The organism is Actinomadura luteofluorescens, from assembly GCF_013409365.1.
Classification (GTDB): Bacteria; Actinomycetota; Actinomycetes; order Streptosporangiales; family Streptosporangiaceae; genus Spirillospora; species Spirillospora luteofluorescens.
Genome location: NZ_JACCBA010000001.1, coordinates 4,272,259 through 4,295,192, shown reverse-complemented (window position 1 = coordinate 4,295,192; position 22,934 = coordinate 4,272,259). Strand labels below are relative to the sequence as shown.

Here is a 22,934-nt window from a genome sequence, read left to right as displayed (position 1 = left end):
TCGCAGCCACCGCGATGACCAGGGCGTCAGGCAGTCCCGCGACATGGAGAGACGTTTGCATCGCGCAGGAGATATGCGGGGCGAATAAAAGGATCCTGCTGAATTGCGGATCGGTTGAACGGGAAAGCCTTGGGGAAGGCGTTGCCGACTACTTGACGACGGCGGGGCTGAAGGTGGGCGGGTCGCCGAGGTGCCCGCGGTGCGAGCGGGGGCTGCTGCCGTCGACGTCCACCACGCCCAGCTCGGCGCCGAGCTCGGCCCCGATGTGGACCTGCCCGCTCCACCGCATGAACTCCGGGTGCCGGGCGAGCGCGTCGATCACCCGTCCGCTGAACTCGGCGGACTCGGCCCCCGCGGCGAACGACCTGTACCGGTCGGGGACGCCCTCGAAAAGCGCCTTGTTCCGTTCGGTCTTCAGCAGACCCATCCACAGCGAGATGACGGCGACGTTGAAGGGCTCGAAATCGACCGCCATGTCGTGCGCCATCTTGTCGACGGCGGCCTTTCCCGCGCCGTAGGCGGGACCGTGCATGTAGCAGCGCCCGCCGAAGGACGAGGTGTTGACGACGAGGCCCGCCTTGTTCCTGACCAGCAGCGGAGCGGCGTGGTAACTGGCGACGTAGGCGGAGCGCATCCCCACGTCGAACATGCTCTGGAGCGCCAGCGGCTTCTCCCAGAACGGCCCTTCGCGGGTGAGGCCGTCCGGGATCGTGAAGGCGTTGTTGACGAGAATGTCCAGCCTGCCGTGCTCGCGCTCCACCCGCGAGAACAGGTCCGCGACCTGCGCGTCGTCGGAGTGGTCGCAGATCACGGGCACGCCGGTGCCGCCGCGGGCGCCGATCTCCTCGGCCGTGGCGAAGACCGTGCCGGGGAGGCCGGCGTCGCCCTCGGCGCGGGTCCGGCCCGTCACGTACACGGTCGCGCCGGTCGCGCCGAGGGCCAGCGCGATGCCCTTCCCGGCGCCGCGGCTGGCACCGGTGACCACGACGATCCGGTCTTCGGTCAGGCTCACCTGTCGCTCCCCGTGAGGAATCCGAGCATCGCCGCCGTGGTCTCGGCGGGCCTCTCCATCTGCGTCATGTGGCCGGCCTGCTTGATCATTCGGACGCCGCGGACATCGGCGTGATGATCGCCGAGCTTGTTCAGGGGGTCGTCGCCGTGCCAGCCCTCGAGATCGGCGTCCTGCTCGCTGCCGATGAAGTAGTACGGGACGGGGTTCTTCCGGTCGCCGTAGGACTTGCGGTACTCCCAGGAGAGGTCCATCGCCCGGTACCAGTTGAGCCCGCCGGTGAAGCCGCTGCGGCTGTAGGCGTCGACGTAGAACTCCAGTTCCGGTTCGGTCAGCCACGTCCATGGGAGCGGTGGCGTCTCAGGGAGGGCGTCGAGATAGGACGTTCCCGGAGGCTGCCGCCAGACGTCGAGGTAGTGGTAGTCGCTGGACAGCGCGTAGAAGACCTTGCGCAGGAACTCGCGGGGCGCGGCGGCGAGGTCGCGGTCGGCGACGCCCGGCTCGGCGAAGTAGTGGATGTGGTTGAAGTGGCGCCTGGCCTGGCGGGCGGCGAGCGTCAGGGGCGACTCGTCGCTCGGCGTGAAGAACGGGTTCTCCAGGCCGATGATCGCGGCGACGCGGTCCGGGTGGTGGTAGGCGAGGTCGTAGGCGGCGAACAGGCCGAAGTCCAGGCCGCTGAAGACGGCCTTCTCCTCGCCGAGGTGGTCGAGGAGGCCGGTGAGATCGCCCACGATCCGGTCGACGTCGTACTCGCGGTGGTCCCGGGGGCCGCCGGTGTGTCCCATACCGCGCATGTCGGGCGCGACGACACGGAAACCGGCGTCGGCGATGGGCCCGATCTGGTGGCGCCAGCTGAACCAGATGTGCGGGAAGCCGTGCAGGAGGACGACGAGCGGCCCCTCGCCCTGCTCCACGTAGTGGACGTCCAGGCCGTTGATTCGCGCGTACCGATGACTCCAGCCCGCCATACCGGGGTTCCTTCGGTTCGGGAAGCCGACCTTCGGACTGTGCAGGACGGCGCCCCCGGGCGGTACCGGGATGTCCCGCTCAGTGGGAACCCAGCGTGATGCGGACGATCGTCCCCTTGGAGGGTTCGGAGAGCAGTTCGGCGCGTCCGCCATGGGCGGCGGCGATGGCGGCGACGATCGGAAGGCCCAGGCCGGTGCCGCCCTGAGTACCCCTGTGGAAGCGCTCGAAGGCGCGCGCGGCGTCTTCCGGGGACATGCCGGGCCCCTCGTCCGCCACCTCGATCAGGCCGGGCGCAAGGCGGACGGTCGCGGGCGTTCCGGGCGGGGTGTGGGCCCGCACGTTGGCCAGGAGGTTGGCGAAGACCTGGCGGACGCGGGCCTCGTCGACGGTCGCCGTCAAAGTGTCGGGGGCGTCCAGCACGATGGGACGGTCGGGGGCGGCCGCGGTCGCGTCGGCCACGGCGTCGCGAGCGAGGGCGACGAGGTCGGTGCGGACGGGGTGCAGGGACGCCTCACGGTCGAGACGCGCGAGTTCGAGGAGGTCGGTGACGAGACTGTTCATCCGGCGTGCCTCCTCTTCGATGCGGCGCATCGCGTCGGGCAGCTCGTCCGGGCCGAGCGCGCCGTGCCGGTACAGCTCCGCGTAGCCCTGGATGGCCGTGAGCGGCGTGCGCAGCTCGTGGGACGCGTCCGCCGCGAACTCGCGGACGCGCGCCTCGGAGCGGCTGCGCGCCCAGAACGCCTGCTCGATCCGCTCCAGCATCACATTGACGGCGGACGCGAGACGGGCCACCTCGGTGCGCTGCCCGGGGCCGGGCATGCGGGCGCGCAGGTCGCCGCCCGCCGTGATGGCGTGCGCGGTCGCGGCCATCCGGCTCAGCGGCAGCAGGCCGCGGCGGATGAGCCACCGGCCGAGCACGAGCAGGACGGCGAGCAGCAGGGCGGCCGTCGCGATCTCCGACAGCACGAGGTTGCGCACCGCCGCGTGGATCTCGGTGAGGGGAGACGCCACGACGACGACGCCGCCCCGCCAGGGACGCGCCACCGCGCGCAGTCCGGGGAGGGAGAACGGTTCGAGGCCGCGGGCGCGGGCGGCCAGCTCGTCCCTGCCCAGCCGCTGCACCTCGCGGACGGCCCGCTCGGGCGCGGGCGCGTCGCCGCTGAGGACGCGGACCCGCCCCGCCGGGCCGACGGCCAGCACCACGAACTGCGCGGGGGCGACGCCCTGCTCGGGCAGGCCGGGACGCAGCAGGCGCGTCACGGCGCGGTCGCGGGTGGCCTGGAGCTGGCCGTCCACGCGGTGCATCAGGTACCCGTTCAGGACGAGCGCGCTGACCAGGCCCATGATCGCCAGCCCGGCGGTGGTGATCGCGAGCAGGCCGGTGAGCAGCCGGGCGTTGAGCGTCATGGCCGCAGCGCGTAACCCACCCCGCGCTGGGTGTGGATGAGCGGGGTGCCGAGCGGGTCAAGCTTGCGGCGCAGGTAGCTGATGTAGGTCTCCACGACCTGCGGGTTGCCGTGGTCCCAGCCCCACACCCCGTCGAGGAGCTGGGCGCGGGAGAGCACCATGCCCGCGTTGCGCATCAGGTAGGCGAGCAGCCGGAACTCGGTCGGGGACAGTTCGACGGGCACGCCGCCGCGCCGCACCGTCCAGTGCGCCTCGTCGAGTTCGAGGTCGGCGACGCGCAGCACGGGCCCCGCGGAGGGCTCCGGCGGGGCCGTCCGGCGCAGGACGGCCCGCACCCGGGCGATCAGCGCCTCGATCGAGAACGGCTTGGTGACATAGTCGTCACCGCCGAGCGTGAGGCCCGTGACGGTGTCGGACGGCGTGTCCCGCGCGGTCAGGAAGATCACCGGGACCTGGTCGCCGTCCGCCCGCAGCCGCCGGCACACCTCGAATCCGTCCAGGTCGGGCAGCATGACGTCCAGCAGGACGAGGTCGGGCCGCGCCTCGCGGACGGCCCCGAGCGCCTCCTCGCCCGTGCCGGCGGTGGCGGTCGCGAAGCCGTGGAAGCGCAGCGCGACCTCGATGAGGTCACGGATGTTGGCCTCGTCGTCCACGACGAGGACCCGCCGGGTCTCGCTCATCGGCTCCGCAACTCGCTCCCTCGCAGGGTCCGCGCCCGCACATCAGGCCTACCGCCCGAAACTACCCGGCGTGGGGGCGCCGGTGGACTAGCGGTGCTTGGGGACGCGGATCAGGCGCGCGGTCCGCGTGCCGCCGGAGCGCTCCCCGGCGACGAGCACCTGGTCGCCGCCGGCCAGTCCCTTGAGTGACGACTTCTCGCCGTTCTTGCGGACGCGGGTCTTGCCGTCGGACGTCCACGTCCAGGAGACGCCGTCGTCGCTGCGAACGGTCACCCCGGTCGCCGAGACAGCGGTGATCTTGCCGCGCTGCCAGGTGGCGAGGTGGAACCCGTCCTTGCGCTTCACGGTGGCCTCACCGTGGACGCCGCGCAGCGCGCGCGCCCGGCGGAACGGGTGCCCCTTGCCGGGTTGGCCGTGGCCCGCATGCGCCGTGGGCGAGGGGGAGGGGGCGGGGTCGTCGGCGAAGGCGGGGACGGAGAAGTAGAGGCCGAGCCCGAGCAGCCCGGCGGCACCGGCCCCGGCCGCGATCGTCTTCCGGTTGTTTCGCATGCCGCACATGTAAGCGGCCGCGCCTGGCAGAAGCCCACACGGAACCCTGGGAGAACCCTGAGAGTTCCCCGAACCCCACCCACCCCCAACCGGCACGCCCTCCCAACACGCAAGACCCCCTGGCGGGCACGGGCCTCTGACCGGCGCGGGCCTCCGACGGGCACGGGCCTCTGGCACGCACGTGTCCTCTGAGGGGCGTGAGCCTGCTCCGTGGCCCGGCCTGATCGGCACGAAATCCTGATCGGCGGGAGCTCCTGAGCGCGAGATGTGCAGATAGGAGCCGTGGTCAGTCGGCCTGGCTGAATATGGCTGGGCAGGAGTCTTCTGGCCCCTTGTGGTCTTGCTCTGGGCCTTCGTCGGGTGCTTCGAGCCGCCACCATCAGGGGCGCGTCTTGCCGCTCTCGGGATGCCGTGCGTCCAGGCGGCGCCGGGGGCTCAGATGGTGTCGGGAGCGGTCCAACTTGTGCTGGCGCGGGTCCAGCTCGTCCCGGGCCGGGTCCGGTGGGTGTTCGGGGCGGTCAGGTTGGTTGCGGCGCGGGTCCAGCTCGTGCCGGGAGCGGTCCAACTCGGGCTGGAGCTGGCGGCGATCTTGCTCTTCCGTATCATATACAGATGGTAATCAAGTTAAAACACAGAGTAAAGAGCAGGTGGTGGGCCCGATGGCGACACACCGGTGTGACCAGGGGAGCCGTCTGGTGACCGGCGAATCGGGGGACGGCCTCTACTCGGAGGTCAGGGTCTCCAGGACCTGGTCGCCGTACTTGGCGAGTTTGTTCTCGCCGACGCCGTTGACGCGGCCCAGTTCCGCCAGGGAGGTGGGGAGGGCGGTGGCGATCTCGCGCAGGGTCGCGTCGTGGAAGATGACGTAGGCGGGGACGCCCTGCTCCTTGGCCGTCGCGGCACGCCAGGCGCGGAGCCGCTCGAAGATCGGCATCGACTCGGCGGGGAGCTCGACCTGGGGCTTGGCCGCCTTGGCGGTCTTCGCCGCCTTCGCGGCGGGGCGTTCGGCCTCGCGGCGCATCATCACCTTGCGCTCGCCGCGCAGCACGCCGCCGCTCTCGTCGGTCAGGACGAGCGTCCCGTGGTTGCTCTCCACCGCGATCAGGCCCTGCGCGAGGAGCTGGCGGACGACGCCGCGCCACTCGACGTCGCGCAGTTCGGTGCCGATGCCGAAGACCTTCAGCGAGTCGTGGTCGAACTGGATGACCTTCGCGTTCTTCTTGCCGAGGAGGATGTCGACGATGTGGCCGGCGCCGAACTTCTGGCGCCGTTCGCGGTCGAGGCGGACCACGGTCGACAGGACCTTCTGGGCGGGGACGGTCGCGTCCCACGTCTCGGGCGGTGTGAGGCAGGTGTCGCAGTTGCCGCAGGGCTCGCCGGACTGGCCGAAGTAGTTCAGCAGCTGGACGCGGCGGCACTCGACCGTCTCGCAGAGGGCGAGCATGGAGTCGAGGTGCATGCCCTGGCGGCGGCGGTGCGCGGCGTCGCCCTCGCCGCCGTCGATCATCTTGCGCAGGTTGACGACGTCCTGCAGGCCGTAGGCGAGCCAGGCGGTGGACGGGAGGCCGTCGCGTCCGGCGCGGCCCGTCTCCTGGTAGTAGCCCTCGACGGACTTGGGCAGGTCGAGATGGGCGACGAAGCGGACGTCGGGCTTGTCGATGCCCATGCCGAACGCGATGGTCGCGACCATGACGAGGCCCTCTTCGCGCAGGAAGCGCGCCTGGTTCGCGGCGCGGATCCCGGCGTCGAGGCCCGCGTGGTAGGGGAGGGCCTCGATGCCGTTCTCGGTCAGGAACGCGGCGTGCTTCTCCACCGAGTTGCGGGACAGGCAGTAGACGATGCCCGCGTCGCCCTTGTGCTCGCTCTGGAGCAGGCGCAGAAGCTGGCGCTTGGCGTCGGTCTTCGGCTCGATCCGGTACTGGATGTTGGGACGGTCGAAGCTCGCCACGAAGTGGCGGGCCTGTTCCAGCTGGAGGCGGGACGCGATCTCGCCGCGGGTGGCCTCGGTGGCGGTCGCGGTGAGCGCGATGCGGGGGACGTCGGGCCAGCGTTCGTGCAGGCCGGACAGCGTCAGGTAGTCGGGGCGGAAGTCGTGCCCCCACTGCGACACGCAGTGCGCCTCGTCGATCGCGAACAGGGAGACGTCGCCCCGGTCGAGCAGGTCGACGGTCGCGGCGAGCTTCAACCGCTCCGGCGCCAGGTACAGCAGGTCGAGCTCGCCCGTCGTGAACTGGGCCTCGACCACGCGGCGCTCGTCGAAGTCCTGGGTGGAGTTGAGGAAGCCCGCGCGGACGCCGAGGGCGCGCAGGGCGTCCACCTGGTCCTGCATGAGGGCGATGAGGGGCGAGACGACGACGCCGGTGCCCTTCCGGACGAGTGCCGGGATCTGGTAGCACAGCGACTTGCCGCCGCCGGTCGGCATCAGGACGAGGGCGTCCCCGCCGGCGACCACATGCTCGATGATCTCCCGCTGGCCGTCCCGGAACGCGTCGTAGCCGAACACGCGCCGCAGGGTGTCGAGGGTCTCCGGGGTCTCAGGGGAAGTCACCGGGCCATACTACGAACCGCCGCGGACACCCGTCCCCGGAACCTTCACCTGTGGACGACCGCCTCCGCGAGCTCGGGGGTGAGCTCGTCGAGACCGTTCGCGACGTGCGCGGCCAGCGCCAGCGCGTCGGCCGCCGGCGGGTGCGCCGGGCGCGGGATCGCGATCACCGCCATCCCCGCCGCGTGCGCCGACCGCAGCCCGTTGCTGGAGTCCTCGATCGCGACACAGGCCCGCGCCGGCACCTCCAGCCGCGCCGCGACGGTGAGGTAGCCGTCCGGGGCGGGCTTGCCGTTCTCGACCTCCTCGGTCGACACGGTCGCGTGGAACAGGCCGTCCACCCCGAGATGCCCGAGCACGAGGTCGATCAGGGCGCGGGGGGACGAGCTGGCCAGCCCGAGCGGGCGGTACCCGGCCATCCGGCGGACGGCGTCCTCGGCGCCCGGCAGCAGGGGCGGCCCGTCTACGTACCGCTGCGACATCCGGTCGACCACCTCGTAGGCGACCTCCTCGGCCGTGACGCCGTCGACGAGGTCGGTGGCGATGTAGTCCGCCCACTCCTCGGTGCTCATGCCCATGAGCCGGTCCTGGGTGTCGGGCAGCCAGCGCCCGCCGCGCTCGGCGACGTAGCCGCGCCGCACCTCCTCCCACACCGGCTCGGAGTCGATCAGGACGCCGTCCAGGTCGAACACGATGGCCTGCACGGACATGGGGCCTCCACGGGTCTCGGGCGACGTCCCGTCACTACCCGCCGCGATCACATCGGAACCCGGTGCGGTCACTTCGGACGAATGTCATCTGACCAGCATTTATCCGACGAATGCGACATGATCGAGTTTCGGTCTGGCATGGTGGGGGCCCTCCGTTCCCCCTCCGGAGTCTCTCGCGAAGGAGATGTGCCCATGGTGTTCCTCGGTTTCCTCCTGGTCGCGGCCGCCATCACCGTCGGCGCCGGCGTCGTCATGGACAACACCGGCCCGGCGGACCTCGTCGTCTTCGGCCAGGCCGTCCCGGGCCTGGAGAGCGAATGGCAGGTGTTCCTCTCCGGCGCGGCCGTGTCCCTCGTCTTCCTCGTCGGCATGACGCTCGCCTACACGGGCGCCGCCCGCCGCATCCGCAACCGCCGCGACCTGCGCGACCTGCGCGAGGAGCACGAGGAGTCCCTGACCACGCTGGAGATGGAGAAGCGCCGCCTGGAGCGCGAACTGGCCCGCGTCCGGCAGAACGCGTCCCCTCGGAACGCCGCGCCGCGCGAGCCCGCCGTGCAGGGTGCCCGCGTGGCGGGCCGGGGGTCCGGCGCCCGCTCGCAGCCCGCCGCCACCTCCCCGTTCTTCGACCGCACCGAGTAGGACGCCCGCGCCGGGCGGGTCATTCGCGGTGATGACGGGAGTCTCCGCCCGGATCGTTTCTCAGTGGGATGACATGGCCGGTTCCCGGCCAGCATGATGCATGGCGTGCGAATTCTTCTCAAGGTCGTCGCCACCGCGGTCGCCCTGTGGGTCGCCACGGTCCTGATCGACGGCATCACGCTCGGCGACCAGACCACCGGTCGGCGGATCCTCACGCTGGTCGCGGTCGCCGTCATCTTCGGGCTGGTCAACGCCGTCCTCAAGCCGATCATCAAGACGCTCGGCTGCGCCTTCTACGTCATCACGCTCGGCCTCATCGGGCTCGTCGTGAACGCGCTGCTGCTCTGGTTGACGAGCGAGCTGGCGGAGGGGCTCGAGCTGCCGTTCCACGTGACCGGGTTCTGGCCCGCCTTCTGGGGCGCGATCGTCGTCGGCGTCGTCGGCTGGCTCCTCCACCTGTTCCTCCCCGACGACGACGACAAGGACCGGGACTAGCGCCTGTCTCGAAGGCGCCTCGGCCACGCGCGAACGCGTGACCTGCCCGGTGGAGCGAAGCCGAAGGCGAGCGGAGCCGGGCAGATCGCGAAGCGATGCCGCGTTCGCCCGGGACCGGTCACGTAGCGAGCCGCCAGGCGAGCGGAGTGGGCCGGGACGTGCAAACACTGCCGCCAGGCGAGCTACGTGGGCCGGGACTGTGAAACACGGACTAGTCCACCAGGCCGGGCGCGGCCGTCGAGGCGCGCTCGAACGGGCTCAGCTCCAGCCGCCCGGACGGCGAGCCCTCGTACTCCCGGTAGCCGGGCGGGCGCGTCCCGGCCGTCCCCACGAGGATCCAGCGGCGCGCCCGGACGGCCCCGATCAGGAACTCGCCGTCGGTCACCGTCCCCGCGTCCGCGACGATCAGCGCGTCGAACTCCTCGTCGCGGACGGTCAGCCCGGCGCCCGCCGGCGTCCCGACGACGAGGTCGGCGGTGCGGAGCAGGACCTCGCTGCCCGCCGCCCGGCCGCCCTCCAGGTAGCCGGTGAGCTCCTCGATCCGGGCCATCGCGCGGCGCTGGTGCGCGGGGACGGCCTCCGGGTCGTCGGCGGGGTCGGCGCCGCAGATCTCCAGGACGTTCTCCCGCGACCGCCCCTCGGCCGCCGCCACCGTCTCCAGCTCGGGCTCCAGTTCGGCGATCTCCGCCGCGGCCTCCTCCGTGCGGCGTGCCAGCTCGGCCCCGGTCTCCGCCGCGCGCGCCGCCGCGGCCTCCGCGTCCGACCGGGCCTGCGCCGCCGCCGCCAGCGCCGCCTCGCGGGACGTCCGCGCGGCGGTCGCCCGCTCCTCGATCGCCTGCGCGACCTGGTGCGCCGCGCGGGCCCGCAGGCCCGCCTCGGTGGCCCGCTCGACCGCCTCCGACGCCTGCCGCGCCTGCTCCTGGTGCTCGGCGCCGACCTTCTCCCGCTCCGCCGCGAGCCAGGTCAGCTCCGTTCCGAGCCGCTCCTGGGCCTCCTGCGCCGCCTTCAGCCGCGCCCCGCCCTCGGACACGAACGACGCCAGCCCGCGCCGCACCCGCTCCGCGTGCTCCGCCGCCTCCTTGGCCTCCCGCGCCCGCGTCGCCGCCTCGTCCGCCTCCCGCGTCCGGGCCTTGACCTCTTCGCGCAGGCCGCGCAGCTCCGACGGTGGCGACGCCACGTGCAGCCGCTGCCCGAGCGTCATCTTGCGGCGCAGCGCCGACAGCGCAGACTCCGCCGACACCAGCCGGTAGTACGCGGCGTGCCCCTCCGCCGCGGCGTCGGCGTCGGCCGCCGTCAGCCGGTGCGCCTCCTCGGCCGCGCCGGGCAGCGCCTCCCGCGCCCGCGCGAGCTCGTCGGTGAGGGACGCCTCCGCCTGCCGCGCGCCCTGCAACTCCGCCTGCGCCGTCTTGGCCCGCTCATCGATCTGGACGCACCGCGCGTAGGCCGCGTCGGCGGTCCGGGTCTGCGCCGCCGCCTCGGCGCCCGCCTCGTCCGCGGCCCTCTGCAGCCGCGCCGCCTCGGCCCGCGGCCCCTCCAGCTCCGCCTCGGCCTCCTCCTGGACGCCGGACAGCCGCTCCGCCTCGGCGTCGGCGTCGGCCGCCGCCTCCTGCGCGCCCGCCGCGGCGGCCCGCGCCTCCTCGATCGCGTCGGCCAGGCCCGCCTTCTCCGCCTCGAGCTGCTCGGCCCGCCGCAGGTTCTCCGCCCGGACGGACTGGAGCGCCGCCGCGTCCCGCGGCCACTGCTCCAGCGACATCAGCCCGCGCTGCAGCAGCCGCGCCTCCGTCTGCCACGACAGCCGCCACGCCTCCCCGACCGGACGGAGCGCCGCCGACCGCACCCGCGTCTCCGGCGCCGACGGACCCTCCTCGGGCTCCACCGGCTTTACGGACGGCAGCGAGGGCAGCGGCTCGGCCCTGGTCACTGCGGCCTCCGCCTCCGGGAGCGCGCCGGTCAGGGGCTTGAACTCGACCGTCCCGTTGGACCCCGGATCCCGCAGCGGCTCCTGCTCGGCGGGCGGCTCCTCGACGGGCGGCAGCGCCTGCGTCCGCACCGACCGCGCCTCCGCCGTCTCCGGCCGCGTCTCGATCAGCAGTGAGAAGACGTCGGGGTCGCCCTCCACGCCGCGCAGCAGCTCGGCGGCCCTCTCCGGGGTGGGGGCGATCAGCAGGGCCCGCCCGTCCGCCTCCGTGAGCTCCCTGACCGCGTCCCGGACGACCCGCGCGTCGTCGCCCTCGTCCACCTGGACGAGCCGCGGCGCCTCCGCGCCTTCCAGCGTCCCGGGCGCCACCAGGAACCGGGCGAGCACGTCCCAGTCCCCCGCGACCTGACCGTCCCGCAGCGCCCGGACCGCCCCGATGTGCGGCGCCCAGCCCACCGGCGGGACGTCCTCGGGCACCTCCCGCAGCCGCGCGTCGAGCCCCTCGTAGAACTCGGTCAGCGGCCCGTAGACGCTCTCGACCAGCTCACGCCAGCCCTCCTCGCCCGTCTCCGTCCCCAACGGAGGCGTCGGCTCGGCGACATCGATCGGCACGGTCCCGAGAGCCGCCCGAGGATCAAGCCCTTCCTCCTCGACACCCTGTGCCGGGACGACCGCGCCCTCTCCGTCACCAGACGGCTCAACCACGGGCAACTCGTGAACGCGTGTGGACTCGCTACCGGCGGGGTCTCCAGCGGCCAGGTCGGCAGGCCATTCCTGATCGGCCATGCCGTCGCCCTGCCCGCCGACAGGCGGCTCACCCAGGAGTGGCTCCTGAACGCGCGTGGATTCGCTGGCGGCGGGGTCTCCAGCGGCCAGGTCGGCAGGCCATTCCTGATCGGCCATGCCGTCGCCCTGCCCGCCGACAGGCGGCTCACCCAGGAGTGGCTCCTGAACGCGCGTGGATTCGCTGGCGGCGGCGTCCCCAGCGGCCAGGTCGGCGGGCGGTTCCTGATCGGCCACGCCTTCGGCCTGTCCGCCCGCAGGTGGCGTAGCCCCGGGCAGTTCGTGAGCGCGTGTGGATTCGCTGGTGGCAGGGTCTCCAGCGGTCAGGTCCGCGGGTGCCGGTTCCTGATCGGCCTCGGCGTCGCCCTGTCCGCCCACAGGTGGGGCAGTCGCGGGCAGGTCATGGGCGCTTGTGGATTCGCTGCCGACGAGGTCCCCAGCGGCCGGGTCGGCAGGCGCCGGTTCCTCGGCGGCTACGCCCTCGGGCTGTCCGCCCGCAGGTGGCGCGGTCGCGGGCAACTCGTGAGCGCGTGTGGATTCGCTGGCGGCGGGGTGCCCGACGGCCAGGTCCGCGGGTGGCGGTTCCTGATCGGCTGCGCCGTCGTCTTGGTCGCCGATCGGCGGTTCAGCCAGGGGTGGCTCGTGAGCGTGTGTGGCTTCGCTGGTGGCGGGGTCGCCAGCGGTCGGGTTGGCGGGTGGCTTCGGGGGGTCTGCATCGTCTGCCGCTGTCGTGTCGGCGGTCTCTGCCGAGTCTGGGGTCTCCAGGGGGCTGGCCTGCTTCGACTGCGCTTCCACTGCGGTGAGGTCTGGTAGGTCGATCGCCGTTGTGTCTGCGGCGGGTGCTGGAGCCGGGGGTGGGGTGTTCGTTAGCTCGGCTGGCGCGGCCGGGGTGTCGTTGGCCGGTGGTGTGGCGTCGGACGGTGGCTCGCCGGTTTCGGGCGGGGTGACGGCCGGGAGGGCCTGGGTGGCCTCGGCGGGCGGTTCCTGTTCGTCCACGGTGGGGAGGGGGACGGTGACCGTGGGGAGGTCGGAGTCCGGGACGTAGGGGGGTCCGGTGTTCTCGTCGGGTCCGTTGGTTTCCGAAGGCTGGTTCACGACGCCATCCCGTCCCAGATCGATCGTCCGGGGCCAGTATGTTCCCCTTCTGCTCCGGACTAACGTCTCACAGGTCGCGGGCTCAGCGATGTCCCGCCAGAGCGGCGTGATGATCTTCACCGGGGCGGGGTTCGGGGTCGGGGTGGACCACGGCTCCGGCCAGGCGGGGGAGGGCGTGCAGGAGGCTGTGCTCGGCGTCCACGGCGATCCGGTGGGCGTGGACGACGGTGGCGGCCGGGTCGACGATCACGTCGCATTCGGCGCGCAGACTGTGGCCGATCCAGCGGAGTCGGACGTCGCCCACGGCCCGGACGCCGGGCGTGGCGGAGAGGGCGGCTTCGGCCCGGTCGACCAGGGCGGGGTCGACGGCGTCCATCAGGCGGCGCCACACCTCGCGGGCCGTCTGCCACAGGACGGTCAGGATCGCCACCGTGATGAGCAGGCCGACGACCGGGTCGGCCCAGGGGGCGCCCAGGGCGACACCGGCGGCGCCCAACAGGACGGCCAGTGAGGCGAAGCCGTCCGTGCGGGCGTGGAGACCGTCGGCGACCAGCGCGGCGGAGCCAATGCGGCGGCCTATGCGGATGCGGTAGCGGGCCACCAGTTCGTTGCCCAGGAAGCCGACCAGTGCGGCGCCCGCCACGGCGGCCACGTGTTCCACAGGCTGTGGATGGGCCAGGCGCTGGACGGCGGTGTATCCGGCGACGGCGCAGGACGCGGCGATGGCCAGGACGATGACGACGCCCGCCAGGTCCTCGGCGCGGCCGTACCCGTAGGTGTACCGGCGGGACGGCGGGCGGCGACCGAGCAGGAACGCGATGCCCAGCGGGACGGCCGTCAGCGCGTCGGCGGCGTTGTGGAGCGTGTCGCCAAGCAGCGCGACCGAACCGGTGAACGCGACCACGGCGGCTTGCAGCGCCGTGGTCGCGCCCAGGGCCAACAGCGAAATCCACAGGGCGCGCATGCCCTGGGCGCTCGCCTCCATGGCCGAGTCCACCTTGTCGGCCGCCTCGTGCGAGTGCGGGCGCATCAGGTGGGTGAGGCGCCCTTTGTGCGAGTGCCCGTGGCCGTGCCCGTGGCCGTGACCGTGTCCGCTCATCCTCCGATGATGAACCGGAAAACCCGTTGCAGCACCTCGACACCTGCGGTGTTGTCGCAGGTACGCGGGCTGTGTCAGTGCGGGTTGGTGGCCAGAAGCTCCGCCAGGAGGTCGTCCAGGGTGACGATGCCGGTGAACTCGTCGCGGTCGTCGTTGACCACGGCGAGCTGGGCGCGGCCGCGGCGCATGCGGCTGACCGCGTCCAGCACGGTCGTCTTCGCCGTGAGGACGGGGGCCGGGTGCGCCAGCTCGCCCGCGCGGCGCTCGTCGCCCGGCTCGATGATGGCGGCCCGGACGTGGACGATCCCCGTCATCGCGCCGTCCAGGTCGCGGACCAGCAGGCGGCTGTGGCCGCTGGCCGTGGCGGTGCGGCGGATCTGCGCGGCGGTCGCGTCCGCGTCGATCGTGGTGACGGAGGTGGCGGGCACGACGAGGCGCCCGACCGTGGCCTCCCGCGCCGAGATCGCCCGGTGCAGCAGCTCGTGGTCGCGGCGCCCGATGAGGCCGAGGCGGCGGGACTCGCCGACGAGGTGGCTGAGCCGCGCCGGGTCGGTGTGGCTGTCCAGCTCGTCCTTCGGCGTGACGCGGATGAGCCGCAGCAGGGCGTTGGTCACGGCGTTCAGCGCCGACAGGATCGGGCGGGACACCTTCGCGAACGCGCGGAACGGCAGGGCGAGGATCATCGCCGACCGCTCCGGGTGCGCGATCGCCCACGACTTCGGGGCCATCTCGCCGATGACCATGTGCAGGAACGTCACGACGGCGAGCGCGCAGCCGAGCGCGATGGCCTTGGAGCCCGCCTCGGGGACGCCGAGCGCGTGCAGCGGCGGTTCGAGGAAGTGCTCGAACGCGGGCTCGGTGACGATGGCGAGGCCGAGCGAGCACATCGTGATGCCGAACTGCGCGCCGGCGAGCATGAGTGACAGCTCGCGGACGCCCGCGACGGCGGCCACGGCGGGGCGGCTGCCCTTGGCCGCGGCGCGTTCGAGCTGCGGGCGGTTGGCCGCGACCAGCGCGAACTCGGCGGCGACGAAGAAGCCGTTGCCGAGCAGCAGCGCGGCGGTGATCAGCAGCGAGGTCAGCGGGTCCACGCGACCTCCTCCTCGCCGGACGGGACGTCCGCGGGCGCGGCCGCGCGGATCAGGATCTTCTCGGCGACCCGGCGGGCCACGCTCACGACCTCCAGTTCGACGGCGCCGCCGTCCAGTGCGACGGTGAGGCGGTCGCCGGGGCTCGGCAGCCGCCGCAGCTCCGCCATGACGAGGCCGCCCAGGGTGTCGTAGGCGTCGCCCTCGGGCAGGTCGAGGCCGGTGAGGCGGCCGACCTCGTCGATGCGCATGCCGGCGTCGACCAGCCAGGACCCGTCGGGCCCGGACTTCGGGGCGTCCTCGGGGCCGTCGGTCTCGTCGGCGATCTCCCCGACGAGCTCCTCGGCGACGTCCTCGAAGGTGAGGATGCCGGCGAGCCCGCCGTACTCGTCCACGACGCAGGCGAACTCCTCGCCGGAGTCGCGCATGTGCTCGATGACGCCGTACAGCGGCTGGCTGCCGGGCACCAGCAGCGCGGGCCGGGCGACGGACCCGACCGGGGTGGACGGGTCGAGCGCGTCGTCGGCGACCTCGCGGACGCCCGCGACGCCGACGACGTCGTCGACCTCCGTCCCGTAGACGGGGTACGCGCTGTGCCCGGTCTCGCGGATCAGCGCGACCAGGTCGGCGAGCGGCGCGGTCGCCGGGAGCGCGCGGACGTGCGGGCGCGGCACCATGACCTCGTCGGCCGTGAGGTCGCCGAACGACAGGGCGCGGTCGAGCAGGCCGGACAGGTCGGCGGGCAGGTGCCCGGCGCTGTGCGACTTGCCGATGATGTCGCCGAGCTCCTCGAGCGTGGCGCCGCTGTGCAGCTCCTCGACGGGCTCGACGCCCACGGCGCGCAGCAGCCGCTCCGCCGCGCGGTCGAACAGCCGGATCAGCGGCCCGGCGACCGTCAGGTAGACGAGCGTGGACGCGGCCAGTACGCGCGCCAGTTGCTCGGCGCGGGCCAAGGCGAGGTTCTTCGGGAACAGCTCGCCGAGGAGCATCTGGATGAGCGTCGCCAGGACGAAGCCGGTCGCGAGGGCGATCGCGCCTGTCGCCCCTTCGGGGATGCCCACCAGGCCCAGCAGCGGCTGGATCAGCTCGGCGAGGGCCGGTTTGGCGATGAAGCCGACGACCAGGGTCGTCATCGTGATGCCGAGCTGCGCGCCCGACAGCATGAAGGAGACCCTGCCGATGACCTTGAGGGCTCTGCGGGCGGAGGTGTCGCCCCGTTCGGCGGCCTGTTCCAGGGTCGCGCGGTCGGCGGCGACGTAGGCGAACTCCTGGGCGACGAAGTATCCGGTGGCGGCGGTGAGGACGATCACCGCGAGGACTCCCAGTGCCGCGCTCAGCATGGGGCACCGGGTCTATGACTGGGGTCCGACACCGCGGACTCACCACTCCTCTCGTTAAATGACGTATCTGTCGTAACGTCACCAGGGACAACGAGGTTCCCCCTGCACAGGGTACGGGCACGTGAGGATCAGCGGAGAGCGGCGGTCCCGCGACGCGGACCTGTCGAGACGGAAAGCACCTTGTCTCGGTTAGTGTCACGGATCACACTTGTATGAGAGCGTACGTCCGATACTGGACCGGTCCGTGCTCCCAGACCGGCTCTGCGGGCATGCTCAGGGGGGACCGAGAAGACGATCGCGGGGCAGACGTTGGACCAGAGCGGGGCAGGGGCCGCCGCGCCCATGAGCCGTGAAGGCGTCGACCATGCCCTGCGCACGCTGCGGGACGAGCGCGACCGCATCGCCGCGAACCTCCTCGAACTGGAACGCCACGACGGCGGCCGCCTGCTCAAGGGCGCCCGGCTCACCGGCGAGACGTGGCGGCGCTGGGACGTTGCGCAGGCCCGGCTGGCGACGCTGTGGCGGCTGTTCGACGCCTACCAGCGGGTCCTGGACGCGGCGGGCGAGCTGCGCGAGCGGTCGCCCCGGCTCGACCCGGCCGCGCTGATGGAGCTGTCGGGCCTGCTGTCGGGCCAGTCGGTGGAGCTGCCCGACGGGCAGATCCCGCTGGAGCACCGGACGCTGCTCGGCCCGCAGGAGCGCCGCATCACGCTGGACGAGGCCGTCGCGATGATGTCGGACGCCTACGAGTTCGTCGCGGGCGAGATCACCGCCGCCGACGCCGCCTGGTCGGCGCTGCTCCAGCCGCTGGAGGACGCCGAGGAGAGCTGGCGCCGGACGGCGCGGCTGGCGCACTCGCTCGACGGCACCCGGCATCCGGAGCTGGACCGGGTCGGCCGCGAGCTGACCGCGCTCGGCCGGCTCGTCCGCACCGACCCGCTGTCGCTGGTCAAGGACGGCCACGCCGACACCGCCCGCCTCGACCGCGTCTGCGCCATACTGACCTCGCTCGGCGACGAACTCGCCGGCGTCGCCCGGATGCGCGAGGACTACGAGGAGCTCGTGGCTCGGGTCGCGGCCTCCGTCGAGGAGGTCGAGGAGACGGAGCGGCGGGCCCACGCCGCCCACGCGACGGCCCTCGACAAGATCCACTCCCCGAACCTCCCGGAGCCCTCGCGGGGCCTCGGCGCAGCGCTGCGCGACCGGCTCGCCGCCCTCGAACGGTTGCGCGAGGCCGGCCGCTGGGTGGAGATGGCGGGACGCTTCGCCGAGCTGGAGCACGCCGTCGAGGAGGCGCTGGAACGGGCGCGCGGTGACCTGCGTCTCAGTGCCGGGCTGCTCGACCGGCGGGGTGAGCTGCGGGGGCGCCTGGAGGCGTACCGGGCGAAGGCCGCGCGGCTCGGCCTGGCCGAGGACGAGCGGCTCACCGTGCTGTACGGGGAGGCGCGCGAGGTGCTGTGGACGGCGCCCTGCGATCTGCGCAGGGCGACCACGGTGCTGGCGGAGTACCAGCGAGCGATCAGGGCGTGCGAGAGCGAGACGGGGACCCGGCGATGAACCGATGCACCCAGCCCGGCTGCACAGGCGAGGTGGAGGCGGACGGCTTCTGCGACGTCTGCGGCATGGCTCCCGCAGTGGCACCGCCACCGAACTCGTCTTCGCAGCGGGCGCCCCAGCAAGCGCCCCCCGCGGCTCGGCCGGCGCCTCAGCCCGCGTCCCAGCCGGCGCCGTCCCATCCCGCAGTGCCGATCAATCCGTCGCACACCGGTCCGGCGCCCATCGGCCCGTCGCCGGGCGGTCCGGCGCAGCCCGCCCGGACGGCGGCGCCCGTGCGTCCGGCCGCGCCCGCGATGCCCGGCTACCCCGGCGCATACGGGCGGCCTCCGGGCTCGGCCCCGGCCGCCGCCCCCGGGCAGGCGCCGGTGACCACTCCGGCGGCTCCCGCGCCTCCCGCGGGCATGCCGCCGGGGTCGTCCGGCCAGAGCGGGCGCAGCGGGCAGGGGTCCTCGTACGGCAGCGCGCCGACGAGCGGGTCGGGCAGCGTCGGGTCCGGGCGGACGGCCTCGCGCGGCGGCACCCGGGGGACGGGCTCCAGCGGCTCGGCCAGGCGCGGGATGCTCGGCGCGGGGCTCGTCGAGGTGCCGCCGGTGCCGGCCCGCGACCCCGCCTCGGCGATCATGGAGAATCCGGAGGTGCCGGAGAACCGGCGCTTCTGCAGCAAGTGCGACGAGAAGGTCGGGCGCAGCCGGGGCGGCCGCCCGGGACGCACCGAGGGCTTCTGCCGCAACTGCGGCCACCCGTTCTCCTTCACCCCGAAGCTCCAGCCGGGCGAGATGATCGGCGGCCAGTACGAGGTGCTCGGCTGCCTCGCCCACGGCGGGCTCGGCTGGGTGTACCTGGCGCGCGACCACAACGTGAGCGAGCGGTGGGTCGTCCTCAAGGGCCTGCTCGACACCGGCGACGCCGACTCGCTCGCCGCCGCGACCGCCGAGCGCGCGTTCCTCGCCGAGGTCGAGCACCCGAACATCGTCAAGATCTACAACTTCGTGCGGCACGGCGAGTCCGGCTACATCGTCATGGAGTACGTCGGCGGCCGCTCGCTGAAGGACATCCTGCTCAGCGCCCGCCAGGCGCAGGGCGACCAGGCGTCGCTGCCGCTCGGCCAGGTCATCGCCTACGGCCTGGAGGTGCTGAGCGCCCTCGGCTACCTGCACGGCGTCGGGCTGCTGTACTGCGACTTCAAGCCCGACAACGCGATCCAGTCCGAGGAGCAGCTCAAGCTGATCGACCTCGGCGGCGTCCGGCGGGCCTTCGACGCGGACAGCCCGATCTTCGGCACGCCCGGCTACCAGGCCCCCGAGATCGGCTCGCAGGGCCCCTCGGTCAGCTCCGACCTCTACACCGTCGGCCGCACGCTGGCGGTGCTGAGCTTCCCGTTCCGCGGCTACACCGGGCGGCACCTGCGCAGCCTGCCGCCGCGCGAGGAGGTGCCGCTGTTCCAGCGGCACGAGTCCTACCACCGGCTGCTGCGCCGGGCCACGCACCCCGACCCGGCCCGCCGGTTCCAGAGCGCCGCCGAGATGGCCGAGCAGCTCACCGGCGTGCTGCGGGAGGTCCTGTCGGCGGAGGACGGGCGCCCGCGCCCCGCGCCGTCCCCGCTGTTCGGGCCGGAGCAGCAGACGGCCGGAACCGAGATCGTCGGCGGTCTGGACGGCGCCCGGGGCAGCGGCGGGGCGGCGCCGATCCTGGCCCCGGTGGAGCCGGCCGCCGCCGCGGCGGCGCTGCCCGTCCCGCTGGTGTACGCCTCCGACCCGGCGGCCGCGTTCCTCGCCGGGCTCACCGCCCGCGACCCCGCCGACCTGGCCGCGGCGCTGGCGTCCGCGCCGGTCGCGTCCCGCGAGGTGCGGCTCGCGCTGGTGCGCGTCCGGATCGAGCTGGGCGACCTCGACGGCGCCGCGCACCTCCTGGAGGACATCGCCGCCGAGGCCCCGGACGACTGGCGCGTCGACTGGTACCGGGGCGCGCGGGCCCTCGCCGGCGGGCGCGGCACCGAGGCCGTCGCGGTGTTCAACGACCTGTACGACCTCGCGCCCGGCGAGCAGGCGCCCAAGCTCGCGCTGGCGTTCTGCCACGAGACCCTGGGCGAGACGGCCGCCGCCGGCTACTACTACGAGACGGTCTGGCGGACCGATCCCACCCACGTCAGCGCGGCGTTCGGGCTGGCCCGAACTCGGCTCGCGGCGGGCGACCGGGCGTCCGCCGAACGCGTCCTCGACTCGGTCCCGCGGATCTCCAGCCACTACCTCGCCGCGCAGCTCGCCGCCGTCGCCACGGCCGTGCGGGGGCGCGGGGGCGCCGAGCTGAACGCGCCCGCGCTCGTCGAGGCGGGACGGCGGCTGTCGTCCCTGCGCCTGGACACCGAGCGGTCGGCCGCGTTCGCCGCCGAGGTGCTGGAGGCGGCGCTGACCTGGGTCCGCGCCGACCGGGGGACGACCCCGCCCGGCGTCCGGCAGCAGATCCTCGGCACCGACCTGGACGAGCAGGCCCTCCGCAAGAAGCTGGAGGACGTCTACCGCGTGCTCGCCAAGCTCGCCGACGGCGCCGAGCACCGCCACGCGATGGTCAAACGGGCCAACGCCGTCCGCCCGAGGACGCTCTTCTGAACATGAACGCGGATCAGCACACCCCCGTCGCGCTCTGCCGCACCTGCGGCGAGCCCGTCAACGAACGCGACCGCTTCTGCGAGGAGTGCGGGCGCCCCGACCCCACCACGCCCAGGACCCCGCCGCTCGGCACGGCCCTTCCGCACGCCTCGCCGACCCCGGCCTCCCGCGCGGCCCCGTTCGCGCCCAACCCGGTCCCCCGCCAGCGTGAGCAGCCGCCCAGCGCACCCCAGGCCGACCCGGGCGAGGGCACCGCGGCGGGGGGCGCCTGCGTGGACTGCGGCGTCGGCGCCGTCGGGGCGGACGGGTACTGCGAGCAGTGCGGGCTCCGGCAGCCGAGCGGGCGGGAGCACGTCGAGGCCGAGGCCGGGCGGTCCGGGGCGGCGGTGAGCGACCTCGGGCTGCGGCGCAGCCGGAACGAGGACGCGTTCGCGCTGGCGGAACTGCCCGCGGGCGTGTGCGCGGTCGTGTGCGACGGGGTCGCGACGGCGCCCGGGTCGGAGGAGGCGTCGCGGCTGGCCGCAGAGGCGGCGCTGGCCGTGCTGACGGGCCGGGTCCCGGCCGGCGCCGACCCGCGGGGCGCGATGCGCGACGCGGCGGCGCGGGCGGGCGAGGTCGTGGCGGGGCTGCCCGGCGATCCCGACTCCTCGCCGGCGTGCACGTTCGTGTCGGCCGTCGTGGACGCGGGCGGCATCACCGTCGGCTGGGTCGGCGACAGCCGCGCCTACTGGCTCTCGCCGGCGGGCTCGTGCCGGCTCACCACGGACGACTCGTGGGCCTCGTCCATGATCGAGCAGGGTGCGATGAGCGCCGAGGAGGCGTGGGCCGACCGGCGGGCGCACGTGCTGACCGCCTGGCTGGGGGCCGACGCGGGCCCGCTCGACCCGCACGTGGCGGCGTTCCGGCCGACGGGCCCGGGGCTGGTGGTGCTGTGCAGCGACGGGCTGTGGAACGACCTGCCGGAGCCGTCCGACCTCGCGGCCGTGGCGCTCACCGGCCGGGACGGCCCGCTGGACGCGGCGCGGCGGCTGGTGCGGGCGGCGCTGGACGCGGGAGGGCACGACAACGTGACGGTGGCGGTCCTTCGCTACCCGCCGCCAGGACCGAGCAGGGAGCGGGGCAGATGAGCGATTTTCCGGAGTTCGCCGTACGGGTGGACCAGAACCCCTACCTCCCGGCCGGCGGGCGGGAGATGCACGCGATCGTCTCGGTGGAGGCGCGCGCGTCCGGCGGTCCGGGCCCGGCGGCGGACGGCGGGCGCGCCCCCGCCGCGGAGATCATCATGATCGACACCTCCGGGTCGATGTCGTACCGGGGCAAGATGGCGGCGGCGAAGCGGGCGGCGCGGGCGGCGGTGAACGTGCTGCGCGACGGCGTGCACTTCGCGGTGGTCGCGGGCGCGAACCGGCCGCGGATGGTCTACCCGCAGGGGGAGCGGCTCGTCCGGGCCGACGCGGCGTCCCGGCGCGGCGCGGTGGACGCGGTGGGGCGGCTGGAGGCGGCCGGCGGGACGGCGATCGGGTCGTGGCTGCGGCTCGCCGACCGGCTGTTCACCGGGCACGACGCCGTCGCGGCGGGCGCCGTCAAGCACGCGATCCTGCTCACCGACGGCAAGAACCAGCACGAGTCCGACGAGGAGCTGGACGCCGCGCTGCGCCAGTGCACCGGCCGCTTCCTGTGCGACGCGCGCGGCGTCGGCACCGACTGGAACGTCGCCGAGCTCCGCAAGATCACCTCGGTGCTGCTGGGCGGGTTCCTGGACGTCCCCGACCCGGCCGACCTGGAGGCCGACTTCCTGGCGATGACGCGGGCCGCGATGAGCAAGCAGGTCGCGGACGTGACGCTGCGCGTGTGGACGCCGCAGCAGGCGCGGCTGCGGTTCGTCAAGCAGATGGTCCCCGCCGTGGAGGACCTCACCGCCCGCCGGGGCGAGTCGGGCCCGCAGACCGGCGACTACCCGCTCGGAGCGTGGGGCGACGAGAACCGCGAGTACCACCTGTGCGTGGAGGTTCAGCCCGGCGACGTGGGCCGGCAGATGCGGGCCGCGTGGGTGAAGCTCGTCGCGGGCGACCAGGTCCTCGCGTCCGGCAACGTCATCGCCGAGTGGACCGACGACGAGGCCAGGTCGACGCGCATCAACGGCCGCGTCGCGCACCACACCGGGCAGTCCGAGCTCGCCGAGGCGATCCAGCAGGGCCTGGAGGCGCGGCGGGAGGGCGACGAGGACACCGCGACCGCCCGGCTCGGGCGCGCCGTGGTGCTGGCGCGGGAGGTCGGCAACGAGCAGATCTCCAGTCTGCTCGACAAGGTCGTGGACGTGGTCGACCCGGCGCGCGGCACCGTGCGGCTGAAACGGGACGTGGCGAAGGCCGACGAGATGTCGCTCGACACCCGCTCCGTCCGGACCGTGCGAACCCGGCACGGCGACGCGGCAGGGGGCTGAGG

18 protein-coding genes are annotated in these 22,934 nt (G+C 73.8%); 6 read left to right on the top strand and 12 right to left on the bottom strand.

The window, feature by feature from the left end; genetic code table 11:
* Positions 1-148: 148 nt before the first annotated feature.
* The 7 genes from BJY14_RS19835 to BJY14_RS19805 form a co-directional block, all read right to left on the bottom strand.
* On the bottom strand, positions 149-1,012 hold the full coding sequence (locus tag BJY14_RS19835) for an SDR family NAD(P)-dependent oxidoreductase (protein WP_218905507.1): 864 nt from the start codon (positions 1,010-1,012) through the stop codon (positions 149-151).
* Positions 1,009-1,977: an alpha/beta hydrolase gene (locus tag BJY14_RS19830; RefSeq protein ID WP_179844988.1), complete on the bottom strand. Its 969-nt coding sequence runs from the start codon at positions 1,975-1,977 to the stop codon at positions 1,009-1,011. The genes BJY14_RS19835 and BJY14_RS19830 overlap by 4 nt, the downstream gene beginning before the upstream one ends.
* 79 nt (positions 1,978-2,056) lie before the next feature.
* Entirely contained in the window at positions 2,057-3,385 is a 1,329-nt protein-coding gene (locus BJY14_RS19825) for a sensor histidine kinase (RefSeq protein WP_179844987.1), read from the bottom strand.
* Entirely contained in the window at positions 3,382-4,065 is a 684-nt protein-coding gene (locus BJY14_RS19820; RefSeq protein WP_179844986.1) for a response regulator transcription factor, read from the bottom strand. The genes BJY14_RS19825 and BJY14_RS19820 overlap by 4 nt, the downstream gene beginning before the upstream one ends.
* A gap of 87 nt (positions 4,066-4,152) precedes the next feature.
* On the bottom strand, positions 4,153-4,614 hold the full coding sequence (locus BJY14_RS19815; RefSeq protein ID WP_179844985.1) for a DUF5666 domain-containing protein: 462 nt from the start codon (positions 4,612-4,614) through the stop codon (positions 4,153-4,155).
* A 721-nt stretch (positions 4,615-5,335) separates the two neighbouring features.
* A complete protein-coding gene (gene recQ, locus BJY14_RS19810; RefSeq protein WP_179844984.1) occupies positions 5,336-7,162 on the bottom strand; it encodes a DNA helicase RecQ in 1,827 nt (608 codons plus the stop codon).
* A gap of 44 nt (positions 7,163-7,206) precedes the next feature.
* On the bottom strand, positions 7,207-7,869 hold the full coding sequence (locus BJY14_RS19805) for an HAD family hydrolase (protein ID WP_179844983.1): 663 nt from the start codon (positions 7,867-7,869) through the stop codon (positions 7,207-7,209).
* Between the two features lie 192 nt (positions 7,870-8,061).
* On the opposite strand from BJY14_RS19805, the gene BJY14_RS19800 reads away from it, so the two are divergent.
* Positions 8,062-8,508: a hypothetical protein gene (locus tag BJY14_RS19800; RefSeq protein WP_179844982.1), complete on the top strand. Its 447-nt coding sequence runs from the start codon at positions 8,062-8,064 to the stop codon at positions 8,506-8,508.
* A gap of 105 nt (positions 8,509-8,613) precedes the next feature.
* Entirely contained in the window at positions 8,614-9,003 is a 390-nt protein-coding gene (locus BJY14_RS19795; RefSeq protein ID WP_179844981.1) for a phage holin family protein, read from the top strand.
* Positions 9,004-9,214: 211 nt separating this feature from the next.
* Here the strand turns inward: BJY14_RS19795 and BJY14_RS19790 are convergent, their stop codons facing one another.
* From BJY14_RS19790 to BJY14_RS19775, 4 genes are all read right to left on the bottom strand, one after another.
* Positions 9,215-11,533, bottom strand: a complete 2,319-nt coding sequence (locus tag BJY14_RS19790; RefSeq protein WP_179844980.1) for a hypothetical protein — start codon at positions 11,531-11,533, stop codon at positions 9,215-9,217.
* Positions 11,534-12,881: 1,348 nt separating this feature from the next.
* Positions 12,882-13,898 (bottom strand): cation diffusion facilitator family transporter, encoded by a 1,017-nt coding sequence (locus tag BJY14_RS19785; protein ID WP_179844979.1) that lies wholly within the window; start codon positions 13,896-13,898, stop codon positions 12,882-12,884.
* Positions 13,899-13,972: 74 nt separating this feature from the next.
* The gene (locus BJY14_RS19780; RefSeq protein ID WP_179844978.1) at positions 13,973-14,989 is read right to left on the bottom strand and encodes a hemolysin family protein; all 1,017 of its coding nucleotides are present in this window, start codon (positions 14,987-14,989) and stop codon (positions 13,973-13,975) included.
* Positions 14,977-16,326, bottom strand: a complete 1,350-nt coding sequence (locus BJY14_RS19775; protein ID WP_179844977.1) for a hemolysin family protein — start codon at positions 16,324-16,326, stop codon at positions 14,977-14,979. Before BJY14_RS19775 ends, BJY14_RS19780 begins: the two co-directional genes overlap by 13 nt.
* A gap of 342 nt (positions 16,327-16,668) precedes the next feature.
* Between BJY14_RS19775 and BJY14_RS19770 the strand changes: the two genes are divergently transcribed.
* Positions 16,669-17,883, top strand: coding sequence for a hypothetical protein (locus BJY14_RS19770; protein ID WP_179844976.1), 1,215 nt, complete (start codon positions 16,669-16,671; stop codon positions 17,881-17,883).
* 301 nt (positions 17,884-18,184) lie between these two features.
* On the opposite strand, the gene BJY14_RS45330 is transcribed toward BJY14_RS19770, so the two are convergent.
* The gene (locus BJY14_RS45330; protein WP_246397876.1) at positions 18,185-18,505 is read right to left on the bottom strand and encodes a hypothetical protein; all 321 of its coding nucleotides are present in this window, start codon (positions 18,503-18,505) and stop codon (positions 18,185-18,187) included.
* On the opposite strand from BJY14_RS45330, the gene BJY14_RS19765 reads away from it, so the two are divergent.
* Genes BJY14_RS19765 through BJY14_RS19755 form a run of 3 tightly spaced genes read left to right on the top strand, consistent with a single transcriptional unit; the run spans position 18,441 to position 22,932 of the window.
* A complete protein-coding gene (locus BJY14_RS19765) occupies positions 18,441-20,489 on the top strand; it encodes a serine/threonine-protein kinase (RefSeq protein WP_246396891.1) in 2,049 nt (682 codons plus the stop codon). The genes BJY14_RS45330 and BJY14_RS19765 overlap by 65 nt on opposite strands.
* A gap of 2 nt (positions 20,490-20,491) precedes the next feature.
* Positions 20,492-21,616, top strand: a complete 1,125-nt coding sequence (locus tag BJY14_RS19760) for a PP2C family protein-serine/threonine phosphatase (protein ID WP_179844974.1) — start codon at positions 20,492-20,494, stop codon at positions 21,614-21,616.
* Positions 21,613-22,932: a vWA domain-containing protein gene (locus BJY14_RS19755; RefSeq protein WP_179844973.1), complete on the top strand. Its 1,320-nt coding sequence runs from the start codon at positions 21,613-21,615 to the stop codon at positions 22,930-22,932. The genes BJY14_RS19760 and BJY14_RS19755 overlap by 4 nt, the downstream gene beginning before the upstream one ends.
* Positions 22,933-22,934: the final 2 nt, after the last annotated feature.

Excerpts from the sequence above, each read along its gene's own strand:
- BJY14_RS19830 (WP_179844988.1), bottom strand. The coding sequence starts at position 1,977 with ATGGCGGGCTGGAGTCATCGGTACGCGCGAATCAACGGCCTGGACGTC.
- BJY14_RS19825 (WP_179844987.1), bottom strand. The coding sequence starts at position 3,385 with ATGACGCTCAACGCCCGGCTGCTCACCGGCCTGCTCGCGATCACCACC.
- BJY14_RS19820 (WP_179844986.1), bottom strand. The coding sequence starts at position 4,065 with ATGAGCGAGACCCGGCGGGTCCTCGTCGTGGACGACGAGGCCAACATC.
- BJY14_RS19815 (WP_179844985.1), bottom strand. The coding sequence starts at position 4,614 with ATGCGAAACAACCGGAAGACGATCGCGGCCGGGGCCGGTGCCGCCGGG.
- BJY14_RS19805 (WP_179844983.1), bottom strand. The coding sequence starts at position 7,869 with ATGTCCGTGCAGGCCATCGTGTTCGACCTGGACGGCGTCCTGATCGAC.
- BJY14_RS19800 (WP_179844982.1), top strand. The coding sequence starts at position 8,062 with ATGGTGTTCCTCGGTTTCCTCCTGGTCGCGGCCGCCATCACCGTCGGC.
- BJY14_RS19785 (WP_179844979.1), bottom strand. The coding sequence starts at position 13,898 with ATGAGCGGACACGGTCACGGCCACGGGCACGGCCACGGGCACTCGCAC.
- BJY14_RS19775 (WP_179844977.1), bottom strand. The coding sequence starts at position 16,326 with ATGCTGAGCGCGGCACTGGGAGTCCTCGCGGTGATCGTCCTCACCGCC.
- BJY14_RS19770 (WP_179844976.1), top strand. The coding sequence starts at position 16,669 with ATGAGCCGTGAAGGCGTCGACCATGCCCTGCGCACGCTGCGGGACGAG.
- BJY14_RS19765 (WP_246396891.1), top strand. The coding sequence starts at position 18,441 with ATGCTCGGCGCGGGGCTCGTCGAGGTGCCGCCGGTGCCGGCCCGCGAC.
- BJY14_RS45330 (WP_246397876.1), bottom strand. The coding sequence starts at position 18,505 with ATGATCGCCGAGGCGGGGTCGCGGGCCGGCACCGGCGGCACCTCGACG.
- BJY14_RS19760 (WP_179844974.1), top strand. The coding sequence starts at position 20,492 with ATGAACGCGGATCAGCACACCCCCGTCGCGCTCTGCCGCACCTGCGGC.
- BJY14_RS19755 (WP_179844973.1), top strand. The coding sequence starts at position 21,613 with ATGAGCGATTTTCCGGAGTTCGCCGTACGGGTGGACCAGAACCCCTAC.